Origin of the sequence: Roseinatronobacter alkalisoli (genome assembly GCF_028745735.1) — a bacterium.
GTDB lineage: Bacteria > Pseudomonadota > Alphaproteobacteria > Rhodobacterales > Rhodobacteraceae > Roseinatronobacter > Roseinatronobacter alkalisoli.
On sequence record NZ_JAQZSM010000017.1, the window covers coordinates 77,272 to 90,659 of the forward strand.

The 13,388-nt window shown below is 59.9% G+C and carries 13 protein-coding genes; 8 read left to right on the forward strand and 5 right to left on the reverse strand.

Annotated features, from left to right (window positions below):
- Position 1: 1 nt before the first annotated feature.
- From PUT78_RS16255 to PUT78_RS16285, 7 genes are all read left to right on the forward strand, one after another.
- On the forward strand, positions 2 to 2,005 hold the full coding sequence (locus PUT78_RS16255) for a capsular polysaccharide biosynthesis protein (protein WP_420793513.1): 2,004 nt from the start codon (positions 2 to 4) through the stop codon (positions 2,003 to 2,005).
- A gap of 52 nt (positions 2,006 to 2,057) precedes the next feature.
- Positions 2,058 to 2,942 (forward strand): DMT family transporter, encoded by an 885-nt coding sequence (locus PUT78_RS16260; protein ID WP_274353324.1) that lies wholly within the window; start codon positions 2,058 to 2,060, stop codon positions 2,940 to 2,942.
- A 183-nt stretch (positions 2,943 to 3,125) separates the two neighbouring features.
- Positions 3,126 to 4,235, forward strand: coding sequence for a TRAP transporter substrate-binding protein (locus tag PUT78_RS16265; RefSeq protein ID WP_274353325.1), 1,110 nt, complete (start codon positions 3,126 to 3,128; stop codon positions 4,233 to 4,235).
- 101 nt (positions 4,236 to 4,336) lie between these two features.
- Positions 4,337 to 4,894 carry a TRAP transporter small permease subunit gene (locus PUT78_RS16270; RefSeq protein ID WP_274353326.1) on the forward strand — a complete coding sequence of 186 codons (558 nt, stop codon included), beginning with the start codon at positions 4,337 to 4,339 and terminating at the stop codon, positions 4,892 to 4,894.
- A gap of 1 nt (position 4,895) precedes the next feature.
- Positions 4,896 to 6,284 (forward strand): TRAP transporter large permease, encoded by a 1,389-nt coding sequence (locus tag PUT78_RS16275; protein WP_274353327.1) that lies wholly within the window; start codon positions 4,896 to 4,898, stop codon positions 6,282 to 6,284.
- 191 nt (positions 6,285 to 6,475) lie between these two features.
- The gene (locus tag PUT78_RS16280; RefSeq protein WP_274353328.1) at positions 6,476 to 7,801 is read left to right on the forward strand and encodes a 3-deoxy-D-manno-octulosonic acid transferase; all 1,326 of its coding nucleotides are present in this window, start codon (positions 6,476 to 6,478) and stop codon (positions 7,799 to 7,801) included.
- Between the two features lie 108 nt (positions 7,802 to 7,909).
- On the forward strand, positions 7,910 to 8,611 hold the full coding sequence (locus tag PUT78_RS16285) for a glycosyltransferase family protein (protein ID WP_274353329.1): 702 nt from the start codon (positions 7,910 to 7,912) through the stop codon (positions 8,609 to 8,611).
- A gap of 77 nt (positions 8,612 to 8,688) precedes the next feature.
- Here PUT78_RS16285 and PUT78_RS16290 read toward each other — a convergent pair whose 3' ends face one another.
- The 5 genes from PUT78_RS16290 to PUT78_RS16310 all read right to left on the reverse strand — a co-directional run bounded on the left by PUT78_RS16290 (position 8,689) and on the right by PUT78_RS16310 (position 12,961).
- Positions 8,689 to 8,979 (reverse strand): hypothetical protein, encoded by a 291-nt coding sequence (locus tag PUT78_RS16290; protein ID WP_274353330.1) that lies wholly within the window; start codon positions 8,977 to 8,979, stop codon positions 8,689 to 8,691.
- A gap of 184 nt (positions 8,980 to 9,163) precedes the next feature.
- Positions 9,164 to 10,690, reverse strand: a complete 1,527-nt coding sequence (ggpS, locus tag PUT78_RS16295; RefSeq protein ID WP_274353331.1) for a glucosylglycerol-phosphate synthase — start codon at positions 10,688 to 10,690, stop codon at positions 9,164 to 9,166.
- A complete protein-coding gene (locus PUT78_RS16300; protein ID WP_274353332.1) occupies positions 10,687 to 11,469 on the reverse strand; it encodes an HAD family hydrolase in 783 nt (260 codons plus the stop codon). The genes ggpS and PUT78_RS16300 overlap by 4 nt, the downstream gene beginning before the upstream one ends.
- Before the next feature lie 139 nt (positions 11,470 to 11,608).
- Positions 11,609 to 11,815: a cold-shock protein gene (locus PUT78_RS16305; RefSeq protein WP_274353333.1), complete on the reverse strand. Its 207-nt coding sequence runs from the start codon at positions 11,813 to 11,815 to the stop codon at positions 11,609 to 11,611.
- A 165-nt stretch (positions 11,816 to 11,980) separates the two neighbouring features.
- The gene (locus PUT78_RS16310; protein ID WP_274353334.1) at positions 11,981 to 12,961 is read right to left on the reverse strand and encodes a type I glyceraldehyde-3-phosphate dehydrogenase; all 981 of its coding nucleotides are present in this window, start codon (positions 12,959 to 12,961) and stop codon (positions 11,981 to 11,983) included.
- A gap of 220 nt (positions 12,962 to 13,181) precedes the next feature.
- Between PUT78_RS16310 and hemP the strand changes: the two genes are divergently transcribed.
- A complete protein-coding gene (gene hemP, locus PUT78_RS16315) occupies positions 13,182 to 13,349 on the forward strand; it encodes a hemin uptake protein HemP (RefSeq protein WP_274353335.1) in 168 nt (55 codons plus the stop codon).
- The last annotated feature ends 39 nt before the right edge of the window (positions 13,350 to 13,388 follow it).

Here is a 13,388-nt window from a genome sequence, read left to right on the forward strand (position 1 = left end):
GATGCGCGCCTTAGGGCCGCACCCTGTCCATGCCTTCAGCGGGGGCTTTCTTGGCCCCCGTTCAACCGCGCGCCGCATCCGCAGAATCATGGCACTGGCGGGGCTGCCTGTCCGCGCAGGCTGGCCTGACAGTGCAGGAACGGTTGCGGTCTGGGGCCATGCGCCACGCGCCGCACGCGGCGAAGCGGTGGCAAAGCGCACTGGCGCAGCCCTGCTGCGCGTTGAGGATGCCTTTCTGCGCTCGCTTTTTCCCGGGCGCATGGGTGAACCGCCGCTTGGCCTGCTGATCGACCGCAGCGGCGTGCATTATGACCCGTCACGCCCCAGCGATCTGGAAACCCTGCTTGCAACGCACGCTTTTGATGATCATGCGCTGATCGAACGCGCGCGTCTGGGCATGGCGCGCATGAAAGCACTGGAACTTTGCAAATACAGCGCCCATGACCCCGACGCCGCCCTGCCACCGCCGGGCTATGTGCTGGTTGTCGATCAGGTGCGCGATGATGCCGCCCTGCGCCATGGCGGGTTGTCGGGCCCGGTGCCTGCGCATGTGTTCCGCGAAATGCTGGTGCAGGCGCAACTGGACCATCCCGGCGCGCGCATCATTATCAAGACCCACCCTGAAACCGCACGCGGATTGCGCCAGGGCTATTTCGGGCCGCAGGACTGCGCAGCGCCCGGTATCAGCCTGCTGGACGGGATGCCATCGCCCTGGGCGCTGCTGGACGGGGCGATTGCGGTCTATACCGTGTCATCGCAGCTTGGGTTTGAAGCCATATTCGCGGGGCATAAGCCGCATGTCTTTGGCCATCCCTTCTATGCCGGATGGGGGCTGACACAGGACCAGACCCCGCACCCAAGCCGCCGCCGCAAACTGACGCGCGCGCAGCTTTTTGCGGGGGCAATGCTGCTTTATCCGACATGGTATGACCCCTGCCGCGACCAGCTTTGCGAATTTGAGGATGTCGTCGATCATCTGGAAGCACTGGCCCGCGCATGGCGCGAGGATCATCGCGGCTATATCGCGCTGAATATGCGGCTGTGGAAACGCCCGCATCTTCAGGCGTTTTTCGGGCGCTGGACAAGGCTGCGTTTTGCCCGCGACAAGGGCGACAAGGCGCGGCGCGTCATGGTCTGGGGGACGGCACCTGCCCCCGACGGGCCGGTAACACGCATTGAGGATGGCTTTCTGCGCTCTCGCGGGTTGGGCGCGGACCTGACACCGCCGCTGTCGCTGATTGCCGATGATCTGGGTCTGTATTACGACCCAGGCACACCGTCCCGGCTGGAACAGCTGATATCGCGCCCCCTGCCCGCAGGTGGTGGTGCGCGCGCGGAACGTCTGATCACGGCCATCCGCAAGGCCGGGCTAAGCAAGTATAACCTGACAGGCACCACCCCGGACCTGCCCGTAGGCCACCGCATTCTGGTGCCCGGTCAAGTCGAGGATGATGCCTCGATCCGGTTGGGCGCGGGGGCGGTCAACACCAATCTGGCGCTGCTGCGCGCGGTACGCACGCAAAACCCCGACGCGGTGATTCTGTATAAGCCCCACCCGGATGTCGAAGCGGGGCTGCGCCCCGGTGCCCTGCCGCCCGAAATAGCGCGGCAATTTGCCAATCTGGTGCTGGAACACGCGGACCCCGCATGGCTGCTGGATCATGTGCAGGAAGTGTGGACCATGACATCGACACTTGGGCTGGAAGCGCTGTTGCGCGGTGTTCCGGTCACCACGACAGGCGCGCCCTTCTATGCCGGATGGGGGTTGACGCGCGACCTTGGCGATGTACCCGACCGCAGGACAGTGCGGCCCACATTGACGGCTTTTGTGCATGCCGCGCTGATTGCCTATCCCCGGTATCTGGACCCGCTGACAGGGTTACCCTGCACGCCGGAACTGGCCGTAGAACGGTTGCAGCGCAGTGATCTGCCCCAGGCGCCCGGATTGCGCCTGCTGGCAAAACTGCAAGGGTTGCTGGCCAGTCGCGCACATCTTTGGCGTTGACCCTGTTGCGTGGTGGCGTACACCTGCACGACGATCAAACCCCGAGGGCAGTTTGCACCACGCACCCAACCACCCCGCAAAGGCCGCATTCTGGATGTGCGGGGCCATCGCGTCCTTCATCGCGATGGCGGTTTCAGGGCGCGAAATCCAGACAGTGCTGGATTCATTTGAACTGATGTTCTGGCGGTCCCTTGTCGGATTCGCGATTGTCTGCACGGTGGTGGTGCTGACAACCCGGTCACTGCGCGCGGCCGCACCCGTTATTCGCCCTACCCGTCCCGGCCTGCACCTGACGCGCAATATATTCCATTTCGCGGGACAGAATCTGTGGTTTTACGGGCTTATGCTTATTCCACTGTCGCAACTGGTCGCGCTGGAATTCACCATGCCGATCTGGGTCGCGCTGCTGGCCCCGCTGGTTCTGGGCGAAATCTTTACCCGCAAACGTCTGCTGGTGGCATTGCTGGGTTTTGCGGGGGTGCTGGTTGTGGCGCAACCCGGTGTGCAACCGCTGAATTCCGGCCATGTTGCGGCACTTCTGGCGGCCATCGGTTTTGCCATGAACCTGCTGCTGACCAAACGCATCATGCGCCATGACGGGGTGTTATGCGTGCTGTTCTGGATGACGCTTCTGCAAACGCTGTTCGGGCTGGGGCTGGCGCAGATCGGCGGGTTCACATGGCCGCCTGTGACCCTCGCGCCATGGCTGGCAGTGATCGGCGTGACTGGGTTAAGCGCGCATTATTGCCTGACCACGGCACTTGGCCTTGCGCCCGCATCGACCGTTGCCCCGATGGAATTTCTGCGCCTTCCCCTGATTGCGCTGGTGGGGGTGTGGCTCTATGCCGAAACGCTTGATCCGCTGGTTTTCGCAGGCGCGGGTATCATTATTCTGGCGAACTGGATCAACATCCGCCCTGCGCGCCGCACGATATAACGCTGCAAAACCGGTATTGTGCATCCGCACCGGGGCGACATGTGATGCATGTATGACGGGCCTGCGATGTTAGCGCAATAATCGGTAAAAAAAATTGTTCAATCCGACCCCGCACTATGGTCTATAGGGGGAACCCGTCATCAATGACGTGTGTCTGATAAAAAAACACCATGGGAGGAAATCATGGATCGTCGTTCCTTTTTGAAAACCTCGGCGCTGGGGGGCAGTGCGGCTGCTGCAACGTCGCTGGCAGCGCCTGCTGTTGCGCAGGGCCGGATTACCTGGCGCATGGTCACCACTTGGCCGCGCAACTTTCCGGGCCTTGGAACCGGCGCGCAACGTGTGGCCGACCGCATTACCGCTGCATCCGACGGTGCGCTGACCGTCGAAGTATTTGCCGCAGGCGAAATGGTGCCCGCGCTGCAATCGCTGGATGCCGTCATCGACGGATCTGCCGAAATGAGCCATGGCGCGGCCTATTACTGGCAGAACAAATCTGTCGGGCTGTCGTTCTTCACTGGTGTTCCCTTCGGCATGACATCGCGCGAACTGGCAGCATGGATGCGCATTCTGGGCGGTCAGGAACTCTGGGATGACGTGTATGACCAGTTCGGCCTGCAGGGCTTCATGTCGGGCGATACCGGCACGCAGGCTGGTGGCTGGTTCCAGAACGAACTTTCAGGCATTGAGGACATTCAGGGCATGCGCTTCCGCACGCCGGGTCTGGGTGGTCAGGTCTGGCAGAAAATGGGTGCCAGTGTAACGAACCTTGCAGGTGGCGAAATTTTTGCGGCGCTGCAATCGGGCGCGCTGGATGCCGCTGAATTCGTCGGTCCCTATAATGACCGCGCGCTTGGCTTCCATCAGGTCCGCAAGCATTACTACACATCGTCCTTCATCGAGCCCGGTCTGGCCACAGAACTGGTGGTGGACAAGGCCAAATATCAGGCCCTGCCAGAGAATTTGCAGGCCATCATCCGCGATGCATGTCAGGCGGAATATGACGAAGTGCCGTCCGAATTCTATGCCAATGACCCGATTGCGCTGGCGGATATGGTCGAAAACCACGGCGTGACCGTGCATCGTGACTGGCCCGACAGCATTCTGGAAGCGGGCGCGGCTGCATCGCGTGAATTGCTGGTGGAAATCCTCGACAGCGCCGACCCGGTCAGCAAGCGCGTCGCTGAAGGCTTTGTCAAGAACCTGAACCTGCTGCGGACACGGACGGAAAATACCGACCTGACCTTCGCGCTGGCCCGTCAGAAATATTTCGATATTTCCGATCTGGGTTGAACCTGATCTTGCCTGATCCGGCATAAAATGACAGATGGTCCTGGCCCGTGTCAGGACCATTTTTCCACCCCACACCACCCTACACCCATTCGGAGGATGACGTGACAGCGCTTGCTTATCTGATGCGCCTGATCAACCTGATCAACAGAGTCCTTGGCAATGTCTTCATGTGGCTGGCCGCTGCAATCGTGATCGTGTGTTTCTGGGTGGTGGTGGAACGCTATGCGTTCAGCACCACGCGCCTGTGGATGCAGGATCTGTACCCCTGGATGAACGGTGTCATGTTCACAGCGGTCGCGGGATACGCGCTTTATCATAACGATCATGTGCGGGTGGATATTTTCTACAGACCGGCATCAACATTGCGCAAGGCATGGCTGGATCTGCTGGGCGTGTGCATTTTCCTGCTGCCCTTTGCATGGGTGGTCTGGGCCTATAGCTACACATTTGTCATGCGCTCTGTCGGGCTGCTGGAAGCGTCGTCCAATCCCGGCGGGATGCAGGGGTTGTTCGTGCTGAAAAGTTTCATTCTGGTTTTTGCCGTGACCGTCGGACTGCAAGGCATCGCAATGGCGATCCGGTCCATCCTGATCATCGCGGGCCGCGAAGACCTGATACCCGCCGATTACCACTATAAATACGAGACGGAGCAAGTCTGACATGGATCCTGTGCTGATCGGCGAAATCCTTGCCGGACTGATGTTTTTCGGGGTTATCGGCTTTTTGCTGCTGGGCTTTCCGGTCGCATTCACACTGGCGGGAACATCCATTCTGTTCGCCTATATGGGGCTTTATTTCGGCGTGTTCGACATGTCGAACCTGCGGGCATTGGCCGGGCGCTATACCGGTTACATGATCAACGAAGTTCTGGTCGCGGTGCCCCTGTTCATTTTCATGGGTGTCATGCTGGAACGCAGCAATATTGCGGAACAATTGCTGTCCACAATGGGCCGGCTGTTTGGCAATATGCGCGGGGGTCTGGGCATTTCGGTCATTCTGGTGGGGGCGCTGCTGGCGGCCTCCACGGGTGTGGTGGGCGCAACTGTGGTCACGATGGGGCTGATTTCGTTGCCTGCCATGCTGCGAGCGGGCTATGACCCCAAACTGGCCTGCGGGTCCATCTGCGCATCGGGCACATTGGGACAGATCATCCCGCCCTCCACCGTGCTGATTTTCATGGGCGACATGATCGCGGGCATGAACAGCCAGGTCCAGATGAGCCTTGGCAATTTCGCCCCTAAAACCGTGTCTGTGGGCGATCTGTTTGCGGGTGCCATGATACCTGGCCTGCTGCTGGTGGCGCTGTATATCGGCTATATCATCTTCAAGGCCATCACTGACCCGCTATCCTGCCCTGCCACCCCTGTCCCCCCCGAGGAAAAAGCAGGGCTGTGGAAAGAAATCCTGTTCGCGCTGGTGCCGCCATTATTGCTGATCGGCGCGGTTCTGGGGTCCATTCTGGGCGGTATTGCCACCCCGACCGAAGCCGCATCAGTTGGGGCAGTGGGTGCAACGCTGCTTGCGGCTGCCCGCTGGCGGTTGTCGCTGAAGGTGTTTGCCGAAGTGGCGCGGCGCACGGCAATCGTGACTTCGATGATCTTCATCATCCTGTTTGGCGCATCGGTTTTCGCAATCGTGTTCCGGCAGATGGGCGGCGACAATCTTGTGCGTGAATTCCTGACCACCATGCCGGGTGGCGCGATGGGGGCGATGATCACGGTCATGATCATCATGTTCGTGCTGGGCTTCATTCTGGACACGTTCGAGATTATCTTCATCGTTCTGCCCATCACTGCGCCGACGCTGCTGCTGCTGGGCATTGATCCGGTCTGGCTGGGCGTCATGATCGGGGTTAATCTGCAGACATCCTTCCTGACACCACCTTTCGGGTTTTCACTGTTCTATCTGCGGGGCGTTGCGCCCAATTCAGTCACCACCGGCATGATCTATAAAGGGGCGGTCCCCTTCGTGGTGTTGCAGATCGTGGCGATTGCTTTGTTGTTCATTTTCCCCGGTCTGGTGCTCTGGTTGCCGTCTGTCCTGTTCTAGAATGCGCCCGCATCGGGCACGCACAAAGCCCGCGCCACAGGTCGGGCCGGGCTTCGCCCTTTGTTCCGCGCCTTTGACATGCGCAACAGCGGCTGGGACCATAATCACCCCGCAGGGACAGGCAAGAATGCCGCAGCCTGCCATTCCCTGCTTGCGGCCCTTTGCGGGATAGGTCACTTAGGCGGCGCAACATGACCCATGGGGACACTGCAATGCGCAAACCGGCCCTTGTTTCGCTGTATCTGGCACTGTCGCGGCTATCCCCGCCGCTATGGGCGCTGGCACTGAATGCCCGCGCACGCAAAGGTAAGGAAGACCGCGCGCGGCTCGCCGAAAAATGGGGCCATGCCAGCCTGCCCCGCCCCGCAGGACCGCTGATCTGGATGCATGGCGTCAGTGTCGGGGAATCGGTTGCCTTGCTGACGCTGATTGCGCGTCTCCGCGACGCGCGGCCCGATACAACCATCCTGCTGACAACCATTACACAGGCGTCGGCGCAGGCTTTGTCCAAGCGCGCATTGCCCGATGGGGTGATCCATCAGTATATGCCCGTCGACACGCCCGCAGCTGTGCGCCGCTTCATGGACCACTGGCGTCCCGACCTGACAGCCATTGCCGAAGCCGATCTCTGGCCACGCATCCTGATGGCCGCCAAGGCGCGGGGCTGTCCGATGATCCTGCTGAACACCCATGTCACACCGCGCCGTTACCGGCGCAGGCGGCGCGCGCCTGCGGCCAATGGCTGGCTGATGAACCTGTTCGACGAAATCCATGTGCAGGACGAAAAATCGCATGCGCTGTTCCGTGATCTGGGCGCACCCATGGACAAGCTGCAGGTCACCGGCGTGCTGAAAGCCGCATCCGCCCCCCTGCCCGATGATCAGGCTGAGCGCGCGAAGCTGGAAACGGCGATCGGTGCGCGCCCGCGCTGGCTGGCGGCATCGACCCGCGCGGTGGAAGAAGACCAGCTTTTTGACGCCCATGCCCGCGCGCTGGAACGCAAGCCGGACCTGCTGATGATCATTGCGCCACGCCAGATGCGCGATGCCGACAAGACCGAAGCCCTGGCGCAGGAACGTTTTGGCAAGGACAAGGTTGCCCGCCGGTCGCGTGGCGATGCGATCACCCCCATCACGCAGGTCTATATTGCCGACAGCATTGGCGAAATGGGGCTGTGGTACAGGCTTGCCCCTGTCGCCTATACCGGCCAGTCCCTGCCGCTGCCTGACAAAATTCTGGGCGGCAAAAACCCGTTCGAGGCCGTGGCGCTGGATTGCATGGTTCTGCACGGCCCAACTGTCGCCAATTTCCGCGAAGCCTATGACCGGTTGCATGCCGAAGGCGGGGCGCTGCTGGTGGAAAATGCAGATCAGATGGCGCAGGCCGTGTGTGACGCGCAATCGCCCGAGTTCCGCGCGCCGTTCATTGCGGGCGCACATCGCGTGCAGCGCCAGAACATGCAACCGCTGGAAAAGGCACTGTCATCCATTCTGGGCATGTTGCCTGCTGCGACATGACGACCCGCGTGTGCCATGATGGCCCCCTCCGCCGTTTTGCGGTTTCCCCGCAGAAATGAAATTGATAGACCGATACCGATACGCGCACATGTGAAAGGATTATGATCCATGGATAAACTTCGCGTCTATATTGGCTGGGACTCGCGCGAGGACATTGCCTATCAGGTTGCCAAGCAATCCCTTGAAAAACACGCCTCCATCCCGGTCGAGGTGTTCCCCATCAAACTTCAGGATCTGGTGGATCAGGGGCTTTACACCCGCGAGATTGACCCGCTGGCGTCAACTGAATTCACCTATTCGCGTTTCCTTGTGCCGCATCTGGCCGGATATGACGGTTGGGCGATTTTCGTCGATTGCGATTTCCTGTTCTTCGGCGATGTCGCTGAACTGCAACAATACATGGACCCGAAATATGCGGTCCTGTGCGTCCAGCATGACTATGTTCCCAAGGAAACCACCAAGATGGATGGCGTGCCGCAATCGGCCTATCCGCGCAAGAACTGGTCGTCCTTCATGCTGATGAACTGCGCGCACCCGTCCACGAAACAACTGACGCCGGAACTGGTGAACCGCGAAAGCGGGGCCTATCTGCACCGGATGCAATGGGCGCAGGATGATGAAATCGGCGCGCTGCCCACTGGCTGGAACTGGCTGGAAGGCTGGTATGACAAACCCGCCGAAGGTTATCCGCAGGCTGTGCATCATACCCGTGGCGGCCCGTGGTTCAAGGAATGGCAGCACGTTGATTACGCCACCGAATGGCTGGCCGAAGCCGCCGAATACGAGGCGAAAACCGGCAAGAAAGCCTGATTTCAGCATTCAGATTAAGGGTATGCGCTGAAACGGCGCGTACCTTTTTATCGGCGGATAAGCGGGTATAGGCCGGATTACTGGTCCCAGAATGCCAGCAATTCCGATGCTGTGCCATGGGGCCGGTCCAGTTTCTGGGCGGCGTAGACCTGCGCACCTACAAGTGCCGCGACCCGCCACGCCTGTTGCACCCGCATCTGGGAATCGCCCTGCAACCGGTACATGCCTTCGATGGCGTCACAGGCAGACGAAATCGCCAGCACCATTTCCAGCGCCGGCGCGGACGGCCATTGCCGCGCCAGTTGCGCCGGCAAATCCTGCAGCGCCTGGTCGGTATCCATGATCACCCGCGCAGCGGCATCGGTCATGTGCATCAGGTTTGAACGGGACATGGCAATAACGAACACAACCAATTACTGAAATGTTTCTGCCCCGGGACGGGCATGGCCGGTTCTATACCATGCGCAGGCAAGATGGCTTGCACATTTTTTTGTCAGTGGCAGTTTATCGCCATCGTGGCGCAATTTATCGCGGATCGTCCGCAAGGGTCATTTATGCAGCGTCTGTTGCCTGCTGTGGGGATGCAGCCTTGCGGCGCGCCAGACGCAGGCTTTGGAAATGCGCAATCTCGCGCTGGGTCCAGGCAGCGATATCCCACGCCTTGGCCGATGCCCGCAATGCCTTCATGCGTGCAGTTGCTTCATCTGCGGTCATGGCGAGTGCCTGTTCCAGCCCGCTATCCATGGACCCTGCGGAAAACGGATTGACCGGCACGGCCCCGTCCAGCAACACCGCGCAACCTGCAAATTCCGACAGCACCAATGCGCCGGGCAACTGACCGTCGCGCGCGGCGCAGAATTCCGATGCAACCAGATTCAGTCCATCTGCCAGCGGCGTGATGGACGCAACATCTGCTGCCGCATAATAGGCCACCAGTTGTGCCAGTGGAATGGCGCGCGAAATCAGCGACACCGGCTGCCAGTCAAAGCTGCCATAGGTGCCATTGATTCGCCCGGTCAGGGATTCTGTCTGCTCCTGAATTTCGGCATAGGCTGTCATGTTCCGGTTCGCCCCCACCGATACCAGCATCAGCCGCACCTTGCCGTGCAGGTCGCGGCGGCGCTGCAACAAACGCTCAAACGCTTCCAGCTGTTCGATATTGCCCTTGGTGTAATCCGTGCGCGACACTGACAGCACCAGTTTGCAATCGCCCAGTTCCGCGCGGATTTCCGCAACGCGGTCCTGCACGTCCGGCTTTGCGGCAAGGGTCTGGATATGGTCGAAATTCACGCCAACCGGGTTGGTATGAATGCGCGTGCGCGCGCCCGCCACATCCAGTTCCAACGGAATAAGCCGGTCATTCAGCGCGCCGCCTGTGGCCAGCATGCGCGGGGGCGTTTCAGCTTCATCCGTCAGGCGCGCGGCCTTCAGGCTGCGCACCACCGCAGCGAAGTTCTGGGCATAGCGCGGAATGTGAAACCCCACCGAATCGCAGGCCAGCAGACTGTCGATGATTTCCGCCCGCCAGGGCAGCACATTGAACATGTCCGGGCCGGGAAACGGTGTGTGGTGGAAAAAGCAGATCGTTGCATCCGGTTTCAACTGCCGCAGATACCCCGGCACCAGCCACAGGTTATAGTCGTGAACCCATATCACCGCATCATCGGTCGCCTGTTCTGCAGCCGCTTCCGCGAACGCCCAGTTGACCGACCGGAATGTCGGCCAGTCCACCGGATCATAATTATAGCGTTCCTTGAACCCGTGAAGAATGGGCCAGAAGGCCTCTTTCGAGGTGACATGATAGAAGCTTTTCACCTGTTCGCGGGTCAGGGGCAGGCGGCTGACAGTATAGGTGCCGAAACTGTCCGAAATCTCGATCACCGGGTCAAAACCGGGATCGGATGTGTCTTCGCATTCTTTCCACGCGACCCATGCACCCCGTTGCGCAGTGCCAAAGAACCCTTTCAGCGTTGGCACAATACCGTTGGGGCTGGAATTCTCGCGGTAATGGGTCTTTCCGCCAGTGATCACTTCTTCATAGGGTTGGCGATGATAGACAATGACAAGATCGGATTTCATGGGGTCACCTTCGGGGGGTTGGGGTGCAGGCCGAATGCAGAGATTGCCTCCAGTATTCCGCCCGCACCCGGTTCGGCGCAATGATGCGCGCGCGACAGGCCGCGTGTGGCCGCCAGCAATTCGCTTTCGGCGCCGCCGACAACTGCACCATGCAGGCCGGTCTGGAACATGGACAGGTCGTTCAGCGTGTCACCCGCTACCAGAACCCGGTCCGCAGGCAGGCCCAGATGCGCGATAAGCCGCAGCAGGGATGGCCCCTTGCTGATGCCTTTGGGCAGGATATCGACGAAACAGCCGTGCGAAATCAGGATATCAACGTTCAGCCCCTGCAACACGCCAAGGCTGTCAGGGTCAAACCCCGCGCCATATTCATAAGACAGCCGGTAACGGAACGGCGCGGTCTGCAGTTTCAGCCCCGCGATACCCTGCAGCCGTTCACGGACCGTTTCACCATGACCGCGCCAAAGGTCGGCAATCGGGGCTTCCAGTTCGACAATGGGCTGCACGCGCCCGCCTGTGAACCGCGCAATCGTGGTGCCGACATCGCCGATCACATATTCAGGTGCCGGAACATCACCCTTTGCGCATAATTCGCTGATGAATCCAGGGTCACGGCCCGTCACGAATATCAGCCGTGTCCGGGGGGATTGGGCGCGCAGCCAGTCATACAGGGTCTTGCGTGTTTCGGCAGTACCGCCAAGGAAGGTGCCATCCAGATCAGTGGCCAGCACCATGTCGCATGTTGCAACAGTTTTGCTGCTTGTCAGTGTATTTTGCATATGCAGAAACATGTCTGTTCAGCACTGCAATTGCCAGACAGGGGCGGAATTCAGCGAAAAATTCGTCTTCACAAACAAAAACCGCCCAAAAAATGGGCGGTTTTCCAGACTATCCTGCCAGAAAACAGGCAGATATGGCTTATGCCAGCGCCAGATTCGAGGCCGATTCACGACCGTCGCGGCTTTTTTCCAGATCGAAAGTTACTTTCTGACCATCTTCCAGACCGCGCAGACCTGCACGCTCGACAGCGGAAATATGGACAAAAATGTCTTTTGACCCGCCTTCAGGCTGGATGAAGCCGTAACCTTTGGTGGCGTTAAACCATTTCACTGTGCCGTTGGCCATAGTGATGTCTCCTAGTAGATATGCTACCCACGTTATGCGGCAGCCCGGCGCAGTCAGTGCAAGATCGAAGTGACTGTGGCCGAAGTCGGAGAACAGTGGTCGATAGTGGTAACGTCGCGCAAGTGTTTTGCCGCATTCGCGTTGTAAATGCAACTAAAATCGATGTTACGGTCGTGAAATCCGCAACGCCATATCCAGCATGCGGCATGAAAAACCCCATTCATTATCATACCACCCGAAGACCCGCAGCATGCCGCCTTCGGTCATCTGCGTTTCCGGCAGCGCCATGACAATGCTTTCCGGGCGCGCGCGCAGGTCAGTTGACACCAATGGACGATTGGTCCAGCCGATCACGCCGCCCGCATTGCGCAGCGCGTCATTGACCTGTGCCGGGGTGGCGGGCCGGTCCAGCATGACCGACAGATCCACCGCAGACACCGACGCCGTGGGCACCCGGACCGCTGCCCCCATCAACCGCCCCTGCAACTGCGGCAGGACGTGTCCGACCAGATGCTGCGCGCTTGTGGTGGTGGGCACCATCGACAGGGCCGCGGCGCGTGAACGCGCGGGGTCACCGCGCGGGCTGTCTGTTGTTGGCTGGCTGCCGGTATAGCAATGCACCGTGGTCATGAACCCGGTCGCGATGCCCCAGCAATCATCCAACAGTTTGGCAAGCGGTGCCAAGGCGTTGGTGGTACAGGATGCATTGGAAATCAGCTGATGATGCGACATCAGCGCATCTTCATTGGCCCCCAGAACCAGCGTCACCTCTGCGGCATCCGACGGGCCGGAAATCAGGATTCTGCGCGCGCCCGCCTGAAGCCCCCTGCGCGCAATAGCAGGCGTATCCGCGCGCCCTGTGCATTCCATGACAATGTCGATATCCGACAGGTCGATCTGTGACAGATCGGCGGCATGGGTCAGGCGCAAAGGGCGGCCAGCGACGATCATGCCGGTATCCGTCAGTTCAACGCCGCCTTTGAACGGGCCAAAAACAGAATCATATTCAAACAGATAGGAACAATCTGCCGCACTCGCGATGTCATTGACCGCAACAATCTCGATATCCGGCCAGCCCCCCTGAAGCCAGGCGCGCAGCACCGTCCGCCCGATACGCCCGAAACCGTTTATCGCTACCGTGACCATTGAAGGCCCCCTGCCCGCTTGTTGAATCGTCTTGCGTAATTGGTCCGAATTTCCGACGGGTTGCAAGCGAAAGCGCAAGGGATGTGCGGGTCGGCGAATATTACCCGACTGTATTAATCGGGATTTGACAAGACTGAGCATTTTTGTCATCTATTGACGCAACAGCCAGCCCAGAGGTCAGCAAACGTGCCGAAACCAACAACGCAGAAAGGCCCCGCGCATGAATGCGATAACCCGATTCGAACCGCAACAGCCCCAGACCCAGACGCCCCCTGTACATGACGTCTATTCCCTGACCCGCGGCGGCACGCTTGCCCAGATCCTGCTGGATGGCAAAACCTATCAGCTACGGATTACCCGCGCTGGCAAACTGATCCTGACCAAATAGAAACGGGGGCCGCCTGGCCCCCGTTTCTTTTGCTGTTTG